The organism is Nocardiopsis protaetiae (assembly GCF_045446735.1).
Lineage (GTDB): Bacteria > Actinomycetota > Actinomycetes > Streptosporangiales > Streptosporangiaceae > Nocardiopsis > Nocardiopsis protaetiae.
This window is the reverse complement of record NZ_JBJJBV010000146.1, coordinates 1-17,231: the sequence shown is the minus strand read 5'-3', so window position 1 is coordinate 17,231 and position 17,231 is coordinate 1. Positions and strand designations below refer to the sequence as shown.

Annotated in this window: 13 protein-coding genes; 10 read left to right on the top strand and 3 right to left on the bottom strand. The window is 72.9% G+C overall.

All coding sequences use genetic code 11. The features are described 5' to 3' along the window. Positions 1 to 109: 109 nt before the first annotated feature. Positions 110 to 1,645, bottom strand: coding sequence for a GTPase HflX (gene hflX / locus ACJOT3_RS21205; protein WP_406974816.1), 1,536 nt, complete (start codon positions 1,643 to 1,645; stop codon positions 110 to 112). A 336-nt stretch (positions 1,646 to 1,981) separates the two neighbouring features. Between hflX and aceB the strand changes: the two genes are divergently transcribed. The 4 genes from aceB to ACJOT3_RS21185 all read left to right on the top strand — a co-directional run bounded on the left by aceB (position 1,982) and on the right by ACJOT3_RS21185 (position 8,371). Continuing rightward, complete coding sequence (gene aceB / locus ACJOT3_RS21200) at positions 1,982 to 3,586, top strand: malate synthase A (RefSeq protein ID WP_406974815.1); 1,605 nt, start codon at positions 1,982 to 1,984, stop codon at positions 3,584 to 3,586. Between the two features lie 488 nt (positions 3,587 to 4,074). Beyond that, a complete protein-coding gene (locus tag ACJOT3_RS21195) occupies positions 4,075 to 5,559 on the top strand; it encodes an FAD-linked oxidase C-terminal domain-containing protein (protein ID WP_406974814.1) in 1,485 nt (494 codons plus the stop codon). A gap of 14 nt (positions 5,560 to 5,573) precedes the next feature. Continuing rightward, positions 5,574 to 7,031, top strand: a complete 1,458-nt coding sequence (locus ACJOT3_RS21190) for an FAD-binding oxidoreductase (RefSeq protein WP_406974813.1) — start codon at positions 5,574 to 5,576, stop codon at positions 7,029 to 7,031. Beyond that, complete coding sequence (locus ACJOT3_RS21185) at positions 7,028 to 8,371, top strand: (Fe-S)-binding protein (protein WP_406974812.1); 1,344 nt, start codon at positions 7,028 to 7,030, stop codon at positions 8,369 to 8,371. The genes ACJOT3_RS21190 and ACJOT3_RS21185 overlap by 4 nt, the downstream gene beginning before the upstream one ends. Here the strand turns inward: ACJOT3_RS21185 and dapF are convergent. Next, on the bottom strand, positions 8,368 to 9,192 hold the full coding sequence (gene dapF, locus ACJOT3_RS21180) for a diaminopimelate epimerase (protein ID WP_406974811.1): 825 nt from the start codon (positions 9,190 to 9,192) through the stop codon (positions 8,368 to 8,370). The genes ACJOT3_RS21185 and dapF overlap by 4 nt on opposite strands. 60 nt (positions 9,193 to 9,252) lie before the next feature. On the opposite strand from dapF, the gene miaA reads away from it, so the two are divergent. From miaA to ACJOT3_RS21160, 4 genes are all read left to right on the top strand, one after another. Further along, the gene (gene miaA / locus ACJOT3_RS21175) at positions 9,253 to 10,242 is read left to right on the top strand and encodes a tRNA (adenosine(37)-N6)-dimethylallyltransferase MiaA (protein WP_406974810.1); all 990 of its coding nucleotides are present in this window, start codon (positions 9,253 to 9,255) and stop codon (positions 10,240 to 10,242) included. Positions 10,243 to 10,685: 443 nt separating this feature from the next. Continuing rightward, positions 10,686 to 11,423, top strand: a complete 738-nt coding sequence (locus ACJOT3_RS21170) for a TetR/AcrR family transcriptional regulator (protein ID WP_406974809.1) — start codon at positions 10,686 to 10,688, stop codon at positions 11,421 to 11,423. Between the two features lie 16 nt (positions 11,424 to 11,439). Then, positions 11,440 to 12,687, top strand: coding sequence for a cytochrome P450 family protein (locus ACJOT3_RS21165; RefSeq protein ID WP_406974808.1), 1,248 nt, complete (start codon positions 11,440 to 11,442; stop codon positions 12,685 to 12,687). 200 nt (positions 12,688 to 12,887) lie between these two features. Next, a complete protein-coding gene (locus ACJOT3_RS21160; protein ID WP_406974807.1) occupies positions 12,888 to 13,652 on the top strand; it encodes a DUF6891 domain-containing protein in 765 nt (254 codons plus the stop codon). A gap of 57 nt (positions 13,653 to 13,709) precedes the next feature. Here ACJOT3_RS21160 and miaB read toward each other — a convergent pair whose 3' ends face one another. Next, positions 13,710 to 15,173 carry a tRNA (N6-isopentenyl adenosine(37)-C2)-methylthiotransferase MiaB gene (miaB, locus tag ACJOT3_RS21155; protein ID WP_406974817.1) on the bottom strand — a complete coding sequence of 488 codons (1,464 nt, stop codon included), beginning with the start codon at positions 15,171 to 15,173 and terminating at the stop codon, positions 13,710 to 13,712. A 347-nt stretch (positions 15,174 to 15,520) separates the two neighbouring features. Between miaB and ACJOT3_RS21150 the strand changes: the two genes are divergently transcribed. Together ACJOT3_RS21150 and ACJOT3_RS21145 are read left to right on the top strand one after the other, a co-directional pair. Beyond that, positions 15,521 to 16,264 (top strand): amino acid ABC transporter ATP-binding protein, encoded by a 744-nt coding sequence (locus tag ACJOT3_RS21150; protein ID WP_406974804.1) that lies wholly within the window; start codon positions 15,521 to 15,523, stop codon positions 16,262 to 16,264. A gap of 65 nt (positions 16,265 to 16,329) precedes the next feature. Continuing rightward, the gene (locus ACJOT3_RS21145; RefSeq protein WP_406974803.1) at positions 16,330 to 17,196 is read left to right on the top strand and encodes a glutamate ABC transporter substrate-binding protein; all 867 of its coding nucleotides are present in this window, start codon (positions 16,330 to 16,332) and stop codon (positions 17,194 to 17,196) included. The last annotated feature ends 35 nt before the right edge of the window (positions 17,197 to 17,231 follow it).

Below are 17,231 nucleotides of genomic sequence, written 5' to 3'. Positions count from 1 at the left end.
GTAGCCCAGGCGGCGCCCGCACGCCCCGCTCCCGCCCCTCCCCGACACGCCGACGGGCCCGGCCGCGTCGGCGGCCGGGCCCGTTCGGGTGCGGATCAGCAGGTGCCCGTCAGGCGGTGCTCAGAGCGAACTCCTCCAGCTTGCCCGCCAGCAGCTGCGAGACGAAGGCGTGCAGCTCGGTGCCCTCGGCGGTGTGCTCCTCGGTGAGGACGCGCCCCTCCTCGTGCACCTTGGCGACCAGGTCGCCGCGCGAGTACGGCACCCGCACGCGCACCTCGTGCGCGAGCTCGGGCAGCGCCTCGGCCAGTGCCGTGACCAGTCCGGCCACGCCCTCCCCGGTCCGGGCGGAGACCTCGACCATCCCGGGGTACCGGGTGCGCAGCACCTTGAGCACGTCCGGGTCGGCAGCGTCGACCTTGTTGACCACGATCATCTCGGGCACGTCGGTGGCGTCGATATCGGCGAACACCTCGTGCACCGCGGCGATCTGGCTCTCCGGGTCGGGGTGCGACCCGTCGATCACGTGCAGGATGAGGTCGGCGTCGGCGACCTCCTCCAGGGTGGACCGGAACGCTTCGACCAGCTGGTGCGGCAGGTGCCGGACGAACCCGACGGTGTCGCTGAGCGTGAACGCCCGGCCGTCGGGCGTGCGCGCCTGGCGGACCGTGGGGTCCAGGGTGGCGAACAGGGCGTTCTCCACCAGGACTCCGGCGCCGGTCAGCCGGTTGAGCAGGCTGGACTTGCCGGCGTTGGTGTACCCGGCGATGGCCACCGAGGGCACCTGTCGGGTGCGTCGGACGTCGCGCTTGACGTCGCGGGCGATGCGCATGTGGGCGAGCTGCCTGCGCAGCTTGGCCATCTTGTCGTTGATGCGCCGCCGGTCGGTCTCGATCTTGGTCTCACCGGGACCGCGTGTGCCCACGCCGCCGCCGGCGCCGCCGCCACCGGAGCCGCCGGCCTGTCGGGACAGGCTGTCGCCCCAGCCGCGCAGGCGCGGGAGCAGGTAGTTGAGCTGGGCCAGTTCGACCTGGGCCTTGCCCTCGCTGCTGCGCGCGTGCTGGGCGAAGATGTCCAGGATGAGCGCGGTGCGGTCGACGACCTTGACCTTGACGACGTCCTCCAGCTGGCGCAGCTGGCCGGGGGTGAGCTCACCGTCGCAGATGACGGTGTCGGCCCCGGTGGCCTCGACGATGTCGCGCAGTTCGGCGGCCTTGCCCTTGCCGACGTAGGTGGCGGGGTCGGGCTTGGAGCGGCGCTGGGTGAGGCCTTCCAGGACCATGGCCCCGGCGGTCTCGGACAGGGCGGCCAGCTCGACCAGCGAGTTGTCGGCGTCGGCCTGGGTGCCGCTGGTCCACACGCCGATCAGGACGACGCGCTCCAGCCGCAGTGACCGGTACTCGACCTCGGTGATGTCGGTGAGTTCGGTGGACAGCCCCTGGACGCGGCGCAGTGCGTGCCGGTCGGCGAGTTCCATCTCGCCCTGGTCGGGGGTGTCCCCGTGCACATGACGGTCGCCGCCGGTGTCGCGGCGGGACCCCTCACCGTTGTCGGTCCCGTCCTCGGTGGCGAACGTGTCGTGGAGCCTCTCCTCGTCGGCGGCCTCGTAGGCCTCGCGGGAGCTTCCACGGGTTTCAGCAGTACTCATATCCCTCCAGGTGGGTCAACGCGGTCACCGGGGTGATTCTTCCCGGTCCGCGCCGTGCGGACCGCCCCGTCGATGGTGACACGCGCTTCCCGCCGGGGCACCTGAATTATCGCAGGCCACGTGGCGGAAGACACGCCACCGTCGCGGCCCTTCCGCACGCACCCCGTTCGGCTGCGACATAAGAACCGCGGAAGTTATCCGAGAATTTTCAACAAGCTTCACGCTGTGCGAAACTTCGAACTCATGCAGGGTAGGGGCCGCGTTGACCACGCCTCACCAGCAACGGTAGCGTTTTCCACATCCCAGAAGCTTGTTTCGTATTGCGGAAGGTATGCCATGGGCGCCACCCACGGGGTCGAAATCACCGGCCCCCTCAACGACCGGTTCGACGAGATCCTCACCGATGAGGCCCTCGCCCTCGTCGCCGAGCTGCACCGCGCCGCCGAGGAGCGCCGCCAGGAGCTCCTGGCCGCGCGCAAGGTCCGTGAGGAGCAGGTCGCCGCCGGCATCGACCTCGACTTCCTCCCCGAGACGAAGCACGTCCGCGAGGACGACTCCTGGCAGGTCGCCGCGCCCGCCCCCGGCATCACCGACCGCCGCGTCGAGATCACCGGCCCCACCGAGCGCAAGATGACCATCAACGCGCTCAACTCCGGCGCCAAGGTGTGGCTGGCCGACTTCGAGGACGCCAACACCCCGCTGTGGGAGAACATGATCCAGGGGCAGCTCAACCTGCGCGACGCCCTGGACCGCACCATCGACTTCACCTCCCCCCAGGGCAAGACCTACGCCCTCAAGGCCGACGAGGAGCTGGCCACCATCGTGGTCCGCCCGCGCGGCTGGCACCTGGACGAGAAGCACATCCTGGTCGACGGCCGGCGGGTCAGCGGCGGCATCGTCGACTTCGCCCTCTACTTCTTCCACTGTGCGCAGCGCCAGCTGGACAAGGGCAAGGGCCCGTACTTCTACCTGCCCAAGATGCAGAGCCACCTCGAAGCCCGCCTGTGGAACGACATCTTCGTCATCGCCCAGGAGCGCCTCGGCATCCCCCGCGGCACCATCCGCGCCACCTGCCTGATCGAGACCATCCCGGCCGCGTTCGAGATGGAGGAGATCCTCTACGAGCTGCGCGAGCACTCCGCGGGCCTGAACGCCGGCCGCTGGGACTACCTCTTCAGCCTCATCAAGACCCACCGCACCCGCGGCAGCAAGTTCGTGCTGCCCGAGCGCAACGCCGTCACCATGACCGCCCCGATGATGCGCGCCTACACCGAGCTGCTGGTCAAGACCTGCCACAAGCGCGGCGCCCACGCCATCGGCGGCATGGCCGCGTTCATCCCGTCCCGCAAGGACGAGGAGGTCAACAAGGTCGCCTTCGCCAAGGTCCGCGACGACAAGTCCCGCGAGTCCGGCGACGGCTTCGACGGCTCCTGGGTCGCCCACCCCGACCTGGTGCCGATCGCCATGGAGATCTTCGACGGCGTCCTGGGCGAGAAGCCCAACCAGATCGACAAGAAGCGCCCCGAGGTCGAGGTGTCCGCGGCCGACCTGCTGGCCGTCGACCGGACGCCGGGCGGCGTCACCCAGGCGGGCCTGCGCGGCAACGTCAACGTCGCGTTGCAGTATCTGGCGGCCTGGATGGGCGGCAACGGCGCGGTGGCGATCCACAACCTGATGGAGGACGCCGCCACCGCCGAGATCTCCCGCTCCCAGATCTGGCAGTGGCTGCACAACGGCGTCACCCTCGACGACGGCCCCGAGGTCACCGCCGAGCTGGTCACGCAGATCATCGACGAGGAGCTGGCGGCCATCCGCGAGTCCCTGGGCGCGGCGTTCGACGAGGACCTGTACAAGCAGGCCAAGGAGCTGTTCTCCGAGGTCGCGCTGGCCGACGAGTACGTCGACTTCCTGACGCTGCCCGCCTACGAGCGCATGCCGTAGAACGTTCTCGGACGTCCGGACCCGGGTCGGCCCTGGGCGGCCGAACGGCGAGATCGCCCGACGGTCGCACGGGCCCCGGCTCGCCGGAGCACGACGCCCGCCGGGCCGACCGCCGCCGGTCGCCTCGCAGGAGAACACCTGACGACCGCCCACGGCACCGGCCCTCCGGCGCGCGCCGCCCGCGGCTCGGGCGGCCAACCACCGGGGCGGCCTGCGCCGACCGTCGCGTGAGAGACCGCCCGACGGCCGCCGCGGGCGTCCGCCGACCCTGCCCGGCGGCACGGGCACCCCGGTACTCCAGGGGCGGCGATCCACACGGATCGCCGCCCCTTTTCCGTCTCCTTGATTCCGCCCTCCGGATTCCGTCACCCCGAACAGCACATTCCGCACGCCCTCTTGTGTCCTGGGCCACACGGTCGTACCTTTCCAACGCGAGGCCGTCCACACAGAGGTCCGACCGCGTCCGCGACGACAGCCCGGGAGGCGCCATGCCCGACACCGCCCACCCGGTCCCGGCCGCCGTGGCCGCGCTCGTCACGCGCCTGCGGGAGGTCTGCGGCGCGGACGGCGTGCTGACCGACGCCTCCCGGCGCCGCGTCTACGACAGCGACGGCATCACCCACCACCGCGAGGTCCCCGGCGTCGTGGTGCTGCCCACCACCGCCGAGCAGGTCGCCGCCGTGGTCGGGCTGTGCGCCGAGGCCGGGGTGCCGTTCGTCCCCCGCGGGGCGGGCACCGGCCTGTCCGGGGGCGCCCTCCCCCACCCCGAGGGCGTGCTGCTGTCCACCTCGCGCATGCGCCGCATCGTCGAGATCGACCCCGCCAACGAGTGCGCCGTGGTCGAACCCGGCGTGGCCAACCTCGACGTCAGCCGGGCCTCCGCCCCGCACGGCTACTACTACGCGCCCGACCCCTCCAGCCAGCAGGTGTGCTCGGTGGGCGGCAACGTCGCCGAGAACTCCGGCGGCGCGCACTGCCTCAAGTACGGCTTCACCGTCAACCACGTGCGCGGGCTGGACGTGGTCACCCCCGACGGCGCCCTGGTGCGCCTGGGCGGCAAGGCCCCGGACGCGCCCGGCCACGACCTCATCGGCGCGTTCATCGGCTCCGAGGGCACCCTGGGCGTCGCCACCCGGATCACCGTGGGCCTGACCCGGCTGCCGGAGCGGACCGTCACCCTGCTGGCGGCGTTCACCTCCATGGACGCGGGCGGGCGCGCGGTGAGCGACATCATCGCCGCCGGGGTGCTGCCCTCCGCCATCGAGATGATGGACGCCCTGGCCATCGAGGCCGCCGAGGCCGCGGTGGCCTGCGACTACCCCGAGGGCGCCGCGGCGGTGCTCATCGTGGAGCTGGACGGCCCGGCCGTCGAGGTCGAGGCCCAGCTCACCGAGGTGACCCGGCTGTGCGCGGCCGCGGGGTCGTTCGAGACCCGCACCGCCGCCGACGCCGACGAGCGGGCCCGCATCTGGAAGGGCCGCAAGTCGGCGTTCGCCGCCGTGGGGCGGATCAGCCCCGCCTACATCGTCCAGGACGGGGTGGTACCGCGCACCGCCCTGCCCGAGGTGCTGCGCCGCATCACCGAACTCTCCCGGGAGAGCGGCATCCGGGTCGCCAACGTGTTCCACGCCGGGGACGGGAACCTGCACCCGCTGGTGCTGTTCGACGACGCCGAACCCGGCGCGGCCGAGCGCGCCGAGGAGGTGTCGGGGGCCATCCTCGACCTGTGCGTGGAGCACGGCGGGTCCATCACCGGCGAACACGGGGTGGGCGTGGACAAGGCGTGCAAGATGCCGCGCATGTACTCCCCCGACGACCTGGCGACCTTCGACCTGTTCCGGGGCGCCCTGGACCCGAGGGGGATCGCGAACCCGTACAAGCTGCTGCCCACCCCGCGCCTGTGCGGGGAGAGGCCGGGGGTGCGCACGGGTGTGCACCCGCTGGTGGAGTCGGGCGAGGCCGAGCAGTTCTGAGCGAAGGGACCGGTGTGACGCGGCAGGGGATCGAGGGCGTCCGCGCGGGCGGGCCGGGCGACGCCGTGTGCGGTGTCGTCCCGGCGCACACGGCGCGCCCGCGGAACGTGGAGGAACTGGCCGGGCTGCTGGCCGAGGCCGCCCGCCACAACCGGTCGGTGGCCGCCCGCGGCGGCGGCACCGCCCTGGACTGGGGCGGCCGGCCGACCTCCGTGGACCTGCTGGTGGACACCGGCGCACTGTCCCGCATCGACCACGACGCGGGCGACCTGGTGGTGGAGGTCGGCGCGGGCGCCCCGGTGGCCGACCTCGCCGGGGTGCTCGCCGCGGCGGGCCAGCGCCTGTCGGTGGACCCGGTCCGCGCCGGGGGGACCGTGGGCGGCCTGCTGGCCACCGGCCTGTCGGGGCCGCGGCGGCTGCTCACCGGCGCGCTGCGCGACCTGGTCATCGGCATGACGGTGGTGCGCCCGGACGGGGTGGTGGCGCGCAGCGGCGGCCGGGTGGTCAAGAACGTCGCCGGGTACGACCTGGCCAAGCTGCACGTCGGCGGCCACGGCACCCTCGGCGTCATCGCCTCCGCCGCCTTCCGCCTCCACCCCCTGCCCCCGGCCCTGCGCACCCTCGGGGTGTCCCCGCCGACCGCCGCGGCCGCCGAACAGGCTCTGGACGCGCTGCGCCGGAGCACCGTGGTGCCCGCCGCCGTGGAGCTCGACCGCCTGCCGGGCGGAGAGCTCCGCCTGACGGTGGTCCTGGAGGGCACCCCCGCGGGTGTCGAGGCCCGCGCCGCCCAGACCGCCCGCCTCCTCGCCGCCGCCCTCCCCGCCGGGACTCGCGTGACCCCTGAGACGACCGGGGCCTCCAGGACGTCTGCGCCCACCGATGGCCGTGAGGCGCCCCAGGCCCCCGGAAACGGCGGGACGCCCGCGACCACCGATGGCCATGGGACACCCGGGGGTGATGAGTCACCCGGGAACCACAGGACACCTGCGGCTATCGGCGGCGATGGGGCACCCGGGGCCGAGGGGGCGCCCGGGGTGCGGGTGTCCGAGGGGTTGCCGCCGGGGTGGGGCCTGCTCCCCACGGCGGGCACGCTGGTGCGCCTGTCCGTACCGCCCGCCGAGAGCGTCCCGGCCGCGGTGGGGCTCGGCTCCCTGGCCGAGGACGTCCATGGCACCGCCGTCCGCATCACGGGGTCGGCCCCGCGCGGCGCCCTCGTCCTGGCGTTCGCCCCGGGCGCGTCCGCGGCGGCCGTCGGCGATGTGCTGGCGCAGGCGCGCTCACACACCGGCTGGACGGCGACGGTGGTGCGAGCGGAGGCGCACCTGCACGAGGCCGGGGTCGACCTGTGGGGCGAGGTGCCCGGGCTCGCGGTGATGCGCGTGATCCGGGACGCCATGGACCCCGGCCACCGCATGGCGCCCGGGCGCTTCGTGACCGACGCCCCGCCCACCCCCCGGGAGGAACGACCGTGACCGACCTGCCCGACCCCGCCCTGCCCGATTCCACCGCCGCCCGCCCCTTCGAGGAGCTGCTGGGCGACTGCGTCCACTGCGGCTTCTGCCTGCCCACCTGCCCCACCCACGTGCTGTGGGGCCAGGAGATGGACTCCCCGCGCGGGCGCATCCACCTCATGGCGCAGACCCACGACGACGTGCTGACCGAGGCCGCCGTCGGCCACTTCGACAACTGCCTGGGCTGCCTGGCCTGCGTGACCGCCTGCCCCTCCGGGGTGGCCTACGACGCCCTCATCGACCGCACCCGGGTCCGGGTGGAGGAGGAGCACCGGCGGCCGCTGCCCGAGCGGGCGCTGCGCGGCGCGGTGTTCGCGCTCTTCCCTCACAGGCGGCGGCTGCGCCTGCTGCGCGGCCCGCTGCGCGCCTACCAGGCGTCGGGGGCGTCCGCGCTGGTGCGTCGCTCCGGGCTGCTGGACCGGGTCTCCCCCGCGCTGGCCACCATGGAGCGCGTCGCCCCGCCGCTGGCCGCGCGTCCGGCCGACCTGCCCGAGCTGGTCCCGGCGGTGGGCCGGGCGCGGGCCCGGGTGGGGATGCTGCTGGGCTGTGTGCAGGACGCGTTCTTCCCCGACGTGAACACAGCGACGGCGCGCGTCCTGGCCCTGGAGGGCTGCGACGTGGTCGTCCCCCGCGACCAGGGCTGTTGCGGCGCGCTCTCGGGCCACGCCGGGCGGGGCGCCGAGGCGGCCGGGTTCCTCCGGGCGCTGATCGGCGCGTTCGAGCGCGCCGGCGTGGAGCGGATCGTGGTCAACTCGGCGGGCTGCGGCTCGGGGATGCGCCACGCCGAACGCGTGCTCGCCGAGGCCGGGGCCGACGACTCCCTAATTCGGCGCGGCCGGGCGTTCGCCGCCAAGGTCGTGGACCTCACCGAGTTCCTGGCGGACCTGGGCCCGGTGGCCGAACGCCACCCGCTGCCGCTGCACGCCGCCTACCACGACGCCTGCCACCTGTCCCACGGCCAGGGCGTGACCCGCCAGCCGCGCGCCCTGCTGGCGGGCATCCCGGAGCTGACCGTGTCGGACCTGCCGAACAGGGAGATCTGCTGCGGCTCGGCGGGCGTCTACAACCTGTTCAACCCCGAACCCGCAAAGGAGCTGGGCGACCGCAAGGCCGCCGACGCCGCCTCGACCGGCGCCCGGCTGCTGGTGTCGGGCAACCCGGGCTGCTCGCTCCAGATCGCCTCCGCCCTGGAGCGGGCGGGCACCCCGATGGCGGTGGCGCACACCGCCCGGGTGCTGGACGCCTCGCTGCGCGGCCTGCCGGTGGAGAGCCTGCTCGGCGGCCGACCCGAACCCGGCTAACGCGAGCCGAGGAGGGAGGTCTCCCCCTCGGCGACGATGGCGGCGGGCCCGCGCAGGCGGGCCCCGTCGGCGTCGAGGAACACGGTGCACTCGCCGCCCGGGACGCGCACCCGCCAGGTGGCGCCCTCCCCGGGCGGGGTGGCCGCCGCGGCGGTGGCGACGATGCCGGTCCCGCAGGAGCGGGTCTCCCCCGCGCCGCGCTCGTACACGCGCATCTGGAGCACACCCGGGCCGACCTCGTTGTACACCTCGACGTTGGCCCCCGCGGGGAACGCCTCGGTGTCCAGCACCGGCAGGGTCCGCAGGTCCACCTCCGCGACCGGCGCGGAGATCTCGCAGGCCAGGTGCGGGTTGCCCACGGAGATGCGGACGCCGTCGACGGTGCGGTCGGCCAGCTTCGCCGAGGAGGACCCCAGCCGCTCCACGCGGCCCATGTCCACGGTGATGTCGCCGTTCGCCTCGACGGTGACCTCCTTGGCCCCGTCGCGGGTGCCGACCTCGAACCGGTCGGCGTCCACCAGCCCGGCGTGGCGCAGGTAGCGGGCGAACACCCGCACCCCGTTGCCGCACATCTCGGCGATGCCGCCGTCGGCGTTGCGGTAGTCCATGAACCACTCGGTGCGCTCGGCGGTCCGGGCGGAGGGGGCGAGCGCCTCGCCCAGGGCCCGGGTGCGCACCACGCGCAGGATGCCGTCGCCGCCGATCCCGGCGCGCCGGTCGCACAGCAGGCGGACGTCCGCCTCCGTGAGGTGGAGCTCCCCGTCGGGGTCGGGGAGGATCACGAAGTCGTTCTCGGTTCCGTGGCCCTTGGCGAATCGCATGCGCCCAGAGTAGTGCCCTCTTGTGCCCCACGGGCCCCTCCGGCGCCGTAGGCTGGGGGAATGATCAAGGTGATCGCGGTCGTGGGTCCGACCGCCGTGGGCAAGTCCGACCTGGCCGTGGAGATGGCGCTGCGCTTGGAGGAGCGCACCGGGCGCCGCGGCGAGGTGATCAACGCCGACTCCATGCAGCTGTACCGGGGGATGGACATCGGCACCGCCAAGCTCCCGTTCGAGGAGCGGCGGGGCGTGCCCCACCACCTGCTCGACATCTGGGACGTCACCGAGCCCGCCGACGTCGCCAGCTACCAGACGCTGGCGCGCGAAGTGGTGGAGGACTGCACCGACCGCGACGTCCTGCCGATCCTGGTGGGCGGCTCGGGGCTGTACGTGCGGGCGGTCCTGGACCACCTGGAGTTCCCCGGCACCGACCCGGAGGTCCGCGCCCGGCTGGAGGCCGAGCTCGCCGAGGTGGGCCCGGGGGTGCTGCACGCCCGGCTGGCCGAGGCCGACCCGGCGGCGGCGCGGGCGATCCTGCCCGGCAACGGGCGCCGGATCGTGCGGGCGCTGGAGGTCATCGAGCTCACCGGGCGGCCGTTCACGGCGACCCTGCCCGACCACACCTCGTTCTACCCGTGCACGCAGATCGGGCTGACCGCCCCGCGCCCGGACCTGGACGCCCGCATCGACCTGCGGGTGGACCGCATGTGGGCGCAGGGCCTGGTCGAGGAGGTCCGCGAGCTCGACGGCCGGGGACTGCGCGAGGGCCGCACCGCGTCCAAGGCGCTGGGGTACGCCCAGGCGCTGGCGCAGCTGGACGGGGAGCTGTCGGAGGAGGAGGCACGGGCGGCGACCGCCCAGGCCACCCGCCGGTTCGCCCGGCGCCAGGAGTCGTGGTTCCGCCGCGACCCGCGGGTGCGCTGGCTGCCTTACGACGCCCCCGACCTGGTGGAGCGGGCGCTGCACCAGGTGGACACGGCGCTGTCGGCGCCCGACGACGAACCCGGCGAGGCGCTGGTGGACATCGCGACGATGGTGCCCCACCACCTCTAGCCGCGACCCGGAACACCGAGGGGGCGTGCCGACCGGCACGCCCCCTTGCGTTTCCCCTTGCCTGCCCTGTGCCTCCGGGCCGCGCCCGGGGCTTGCCCACGGGCACGCCGATCGGCATGCCCCCGTTGGCGTTTCCCTTCCTCCCCTGTGCCTCCGGGCCCCGCCCGCCGCGCCCGGGGTTCGCCGCCGGAACCTCCCGGGGCGTGCCCGCGGGCACGCCCCGCTTCTTTTCCACCCCTCCCTCCCCACCCGCCTCCTGAGCCCCTCTCACCCCACCGAGGGCTTGCCAAGGGCCCCGCCACGACCTAGCTTTGACTGCGTGACCAGATTTGAAATCCAGTCACACAGTCACGAATGACGCGACCGAGGATCGGAGGTGCGGGAACATGAAGGCATCATGGGCCGACGGGTCCCCCGACATCCCTCGATCCACAGGAGCGACAGTGGTCACGACCGCAGGCACCCCCCGCGACGCCGAACGCGCCCGCAGAGCGGTGCGCATCCTGGACGCCGCGGGCGAGCTGCTCATCTCGCTGGGCTACGGCAAGATCACCATCGAGGACGTCGCCCGCCGGGCGAACGTCGGCAAGGGCACCGTCTACCTGCACTTCCCCACCAAGGAGGTGCTGTTCGGACTGGTCGTGGTCCGGGTGCAGATGGAGGTCGGCACCCGGATCATCGAGGCCATGAGGGACGACCCCGCGATGATCATGCCCGGGGCCGTCTCCCGGTGGCTCTACCTGAAGCAGCACGAGACACCGCTGGTCAAGGCGATCCTGGCCCGCGACCCCGCGACCCTGGGCGGCATCGTCGAAACGGTCGGCACCACCCAGAGCGGGCTGATCGGCCTGCGGGCCCGTGTCATGCAGGAGTACTTCACCGTCCTGCGCGGGCACGGCCTGCTGCCCGCCGATCGGCCGGTCGAGGAGCAGAACTACCTGTTCGTCTCGTCCGTCATGGGTTCCCTGGTCGCACCGCCGCTCCTGTCCCGGCAGTCCTATCCCGTCCCCGAACCGCAGGTGCGCGCCGACATCCTCGGCGAGTCCGTGCGGCGGAGCCTGGGTGAGGCCGCCGACCCCGACGCGCTGCTCGCCGCCCGCCCCGAGGTCCTCACCCTGTTCGAGGGGCTCATGGGGTGGGCGCGCAACGCGCTGGAGGAATACCTCCCACCCATCGAGTGAACGCCCGGGAGGGCACATGAGCACTCCGACCCTGTTCGAACTGACCGCCCCGCCGCCCGACCTGGACCACTTCGCCCTGCTGGAGCGCATCCGCGCCGCCGGCGCGCAGGCCCGCGCCGCCATCGGCGGCATGGAGGTGCGCCTGGTCGTGGACGACGCCGACGCCCGCGAGATCCTGAGCGACCGCCGGTTCGTGGTGGACCCGGTGAACCTGCCCGGGGAGCGGACCGTCCCCACCCGCCCCGAGCTGCTGATGGGCCTGGGCATGACCCCCGAGCTGGTCACCCACGTCACCGAGGGCCTGCTGGACAAGGACGGCGTCGACCACGTCCGGCTGCGCAAGCTGGTCACGCGCACCTTCACGGTGCGCCGGGTCGAGGCGCTGCGCCCGCGCATCCGGGCCCTGGCCGAGGAGCTGATCGCCGACCTGCCGGCGCACGCCGAGAACGGGTCGGTGGACCTGCTCGACCACTTCGCCTACCCGCTGCCGATCGCCGTCATCTGCGAGCTGCTCGGGGTGCCCGAGCGGGACCGCGCGCCCTGGCGGGAGTGGGGCCACTCCATCACCTCGTTCGACTTCACGCGGATGGACGAGGTCAACCGGACGGTCGCGGCGATCGTGGCCGCCTCCCGGGACCTGGTCGCCCTGCACCGCGACGGGGAGTACGACGACCTGCTCGGCGACCTGGTCCGGGTGAGCGACGAGGACGGCGACCGGCTCTCGGAGGAGGAGCTGGTCACCATGATCATCACCCTGGTGATCGCCGGGCACGAGACCACCGCCAACCTCGTCGCCAACGGGGCCCACGCCCTGCTCACCCACCCCGACCAGCTGGCCGAGCTGCGCCGGGACCCGGGGCTGATGCCGTCGGCGGTGCACGAGATGCTGCGCTGGTGCGGGCCGGTGTTCCAGACCCGGCCGCGGTTCGCGACCGAGGACGTCGAGCTGTCCACCACGACGATCCCGGCGGGCAGCCCGGTGATCGCGATGGCCGCGGGGGCCAACCGCGACCCCGCGGCGCACCCGGCCCCGGAGCGGTTCGACATCACCCGGCACCGGGGGCTGCCGGGTGAGGCGCACATGGCGTTCGGGCACGGGCTGCACTACTGCCTGGGCGCGGCGCTGGCCCGGGCGGAGGGGCACGAGGCGTTCACGGCGCTGCTGGCGGCCTTCCCCGGCCTGGCCCTGGACCCGGAGCGGCCGCCGGTGCGCCAGCCCAACCTGGCGTTCGTCCGGTTCAACGACCTGTACGTTCGCCTGTAGGAACGTGGGGGTGCGGGGCGGCGCCACGCCCCGTCCCACGACGACGGCCCCGGCGCCCACGCGCCGGGGCCGTTCTCCGTGCCGGGTACCGGGTACCGGGGCCGCAGAACCGGGCGGGGCGGCGCGCCGTCCCAGAGCACGGATCCGCACGGCACGGACCAGCACAGCGGGGCATCCGCACCGACCACCGGAGGGGGACCATGACCGGACCGACCGACGCCGAACGACTCTCCCGGGCCTTCCGGGCCCTGGACGCGGCGGGCGTCATCGCCCGCGAGGACTACGGCTGGGGGCGCGGCGACGGCCCGAACATCATGTACAGCGAGCGCGAGGAGTTCTTCCCCGGAGCGCGCGGGTTCGTCCACGACGCCATCGACCGGGGCCCCGGCCTGCTGTTCTACGGGGTGTTCACCGACGAGGAGCGGCAGGACCCGGAGGAACAGGCCGCCCTGGGCCGCGAGGTCGTCGAGGCGCTGCGCGCACAGGGCCTCGAACCCTCCTGGGACGGCAGCCCCCGGCAGGCCATCGAGCTCACGACGGACGCGTGGAAGTGGCGCCCGGTCCACAGGGCCGCCGACCGCAGAGCGGCCGACGGCGGGACCCCCGCCCTACTGGTCGGCTTCGACGACCGGCGGCTCGACAACGGAGGACTCGTCCGGTTCTCGGGCCAGGGCATGGTGGGGGACGACGGCGTCTGGCGCGAGCTGCTGTACCGGCTGACCCCCGCCCGCGGCTCCTACCTGACGTTCATCACCCCCGACGACACCGCTCTCCAGCTCATCTGGGAGGAGGGGGCGCGCCTGCGGGTGGAGGTCCCCGACCCGAAGGAGCGGGTGTACCACTACGCGCACCTGTCTTCGGCACAGGCCGAACAGGCGGTGGCCGCCCTCGCCGAGGACGGCCGGGCACCGCTGGCGGCCCTCAGGGGATCCGGCCCCCTGGAGACCGAATCCTGGGACGCCTGAGCCCGCCCACGACGACGGCCCCGGTGCGAACGCACCGGGGCCGTCGGACACAGAACGTCAGACCAGGTCGCAGCCGCCGACGGGGGCGGGCTGCTCGGCCGGCCTGCCGACGCGCGGCATGCCCAGCAGGACCTCGGGCTTCCTCTCCTGGACGGGCTCGCCGTTGCGGGCCGCCCAGGCGTCCCCGGCGCGGGTGCGGCGCAGGTCCCGCACCCCGGAGTCGGCCACCAGGTGGTGCGGCGCGGCGTAGGTGACCTCGACGGTCACCACGTCGCCGGGCCGGGGCTCGGCGTCACCGACGGCGAAGTGCACGAGGCGGTTGTCGGGGGCGCGGCCGGACAGGCGGCGGTGCTCGCCGTCCTTGCGGCCCTCGCCCTCGGCGACCAGCAGCTCGACCTCGGTGCCGACCAGCTTCTTGTTCTCCTCCCAGGAGATCTGCTCCTGGAGGTCGACCAGCCGCTGGTAGCGCTCCTTGACGACCTCCGGCGGCACCTGGTCGTCCATGGTGGCGGCGGGGGTGCCGGGGCGCTTGGAGTACTGGAACGTGAACGCGGCCGAGAACCGGGCCTCGCGCACCACGTGCAGCGTCTCCTCGAAGTCCTCCTCGGTCTCGCCGGGGAAGCCCACGATGATGTCGGTGGTGATGGCGGCGTGCGGCATGGCCTCGCGCACCTTCTCCACGATGCCCAGGAAGCGCTCCTGGCGGTAGGAGCGGCGCATCGCCTTGAGGACGCGGCTGGACCCCGACTGCAGCGGCATGTGCAGCTGCGGCATCACGTTGGGGGTCTGCGCCATCGCCTCGATGACGTCGTCGGTGAAGTCGCGCGGGTGCGGGGAGGTGAAGCGGACCCGCTCCAGCCCCTCGATCTCGCCGCAGGCGCGCAGCAGCTTGGAGAACGCCTGCCGGTCGCCGAAGCCGCTGCCGTAGGCGTTGACGTTCTGGCCGAGCAGGGTGATCTCGCTGACGCCCTCGGCGACCAGGGCCCGCACCTCGGCGAGGATGTCGCCGGGGCGGCGGTCCTGCTCCTTGCCGCGCAGCGCCGGGACGATGCAGAAGGTGCAGGTGTTGTTGCACCCGACCGAGATCGACACCCACGCCGCGTACGCCGACTCGCGGCGGCTGGGCAGCGTGGAGGGGAAGTGCTCCAGCGACTCGGCGATCTCGACCTGCGCCTCCCTCTGGACGCGGGCGCGCTCCAGCAGGGCCGGCAGGGAACCGATGTTGTGGGTGCCGAACACGACGTCGACCCAGGGGGCGCGCCGGACGATCTCACCGCGGTCCTTCTGCGCCAGGCAGCCCCCCACGGCGATCTGCATGCCGGGGTTGGCGTCCTTGACCGGGCGCAGGTGCCCGAGGTTGCCGTACAGGCGGTTGTCCGCGTTCTCCCGGACCGCACAGGTGTTGAAGACGACGATGTCCGCGGTGGTGTCCTCGGCTGCGCGCGCGTACCCAGCGTCCTCCAGCAGACCGGAGAGGCGCTCGGAGTCGTGGACGTTCATCTGGCAGCCGTAGGTCCGCACTTGGTAGGTACGACTCTGGCTCACATCCTCAGGCTATCCGGTCTCACGGACCGGGACGCCGCCCGTTCGGGGTGATCACGGGCCGTCGCCCGGGGCGGGGCGGCCGGAATCGGCGGGATCCGCGGGTGTCGGCTGTGTGACCAGGGGGAAGAAGGCGGACATCACGTCCGGGGCACCCGGAGCAGCGGGACTCAGGAGGACGAAAACGCGACCCTACGTGACCAATATGGACTTAACCCCCCAAAACGATAACGGTTTCACGAATCACGCCGTAACAAGTCTGCTACTCCGCAGCGCTCATGCGTTTTCGTGATGACACGGCAACATCGAGACACTAGGTTCCGACCATGACCACAACTCCTCTCGTCGTGCTGGAGAACGTCAACAAGCACTTCGGCGACCTGCACGTGCTCCGCGACATCAATTTGACGGTTAACTCCGGCGAGGTGGTAGTCGTCATCGGGCCGTCCGGGTCCGGCAAGTCGACGCTGTGCCGCACGATCAACCGCCTGGAGACGATCGACGCCGGGGTGATCACCCTGGACGACCAGCCGCTGCCGGCCGAGGGCCGCGCCCTCGCGCGCCTGCGCAGCGATGTCGGCATGGTGTTCCAGTCGTTCAACCTGTTCGCGCACAAGACCGTGCTGCAGAACGTGACGCTGGGTCCCATGAAGGTCCTGCGCAAGTCCAAGTCCGAGGCCGAGGCCCGCGGCATGGAGCTGCTGGAGCGGGTCCGCATCGGCAACCAGGCCGACAAGTACCCCGCGCAGCTGTCCGGCGGACAGCAGCAGCGCGTGGCCATCGCCCGAGCCCTGGCGATGAACCCGAAGGTCATCCTCTTCGACGAGCCGACCTCGGCCCTGGACCCCGAGATGGTCCAGGAGGTCCTCGACGTCATGACCGACCTCGCGAGCGAGGGCATGACCATGGTCGTGGTCACCCACGAGATGGGGTTCGCCCGCCGCGCCGCCAACCGGGTCGTGTTCATGGCCGACGGGGAGATCGTCGAGGAGAACACCCCCGACGAGTTCTTCACCAACCCGCAGTCGGAGCGGGCCCAGGACTTCCTGTCGAAGATCCTGACCCACTAGCAGTCCCCCGCGGCCCCAACGGGGCCACGAGCTTCGCACAGCATCTCAAGGAAGAGGTATCCCCAATGCGAGTCCGTCGCATCAGCACCGTCCTGGGCAGCACCGCGGCCCTGGCGCTCGCCCTGACCGCCTGTGGCACCGCCGAGGTCGGCGGCGAAGGCGGCGAGGGCGGCGGCGAGGGCAACGGTGGCGGCGACACCATCACCATCGGTGTCAAGTACGACCAGCCGGGCCTGGGCCTGGACGAGGGCGGCACCCCCGTCGGCTTCGACGTGGACGTCGCCACCTACGTCGCCGGTGAGCTCGGTTACTCCCCGGACCAGATCGAGTGGACCGAGGCCGCCTCCGCCAACCGCGAGTCGTTCCTCCAGCAGGGCACCGTCGACCTGATCTTCGCGACCTACTCGATCACCGACGAGCGCCGCCAGGTCGTGGACTTCGCCGGGCCGTACTACATCGCCCAGCAGGACATCCTGACCCAGGCCGACAACACCGACATCAACGGCCCCGACGACCTCGCCGGCAAGACCCTGTGCTCGGCCTCCGGCTCCCGTTCGGCCAACAACATCGTCGACTCCGAGGAGGAGGGCGGCCTGGGCGTCGACGCCCAGCTGCGCGAGGCCGGCAACTACTCCGAGTGCCTGGAGCTGCTCGGCAACGGCACCGTCGACGCGGTGACCACCGACAACACCATCCTCGCGGGCTTCGCCGCCCAGAACCCGGGCCAGTACCGGGTCGTCAACAACGCGTTCGGTGAGGAGAAGTACGGCGTCGGCCTGCCCGACGGCTCCACGGAGCTGTGCGAGGAGGTCAACGCGGCCATCACCAAGATGTGGGACGAGGGCAAGGCCACCGAGTTCCTGGAGGCCGCGTTCGGTGAGACCGACTTCGCCTTCGAGGAGTCCCAGCCCGCGCTGGACGCCTGCGAGTAAGACCGCCCTCTGATGACCCCGTCCGGGAGGTGGGG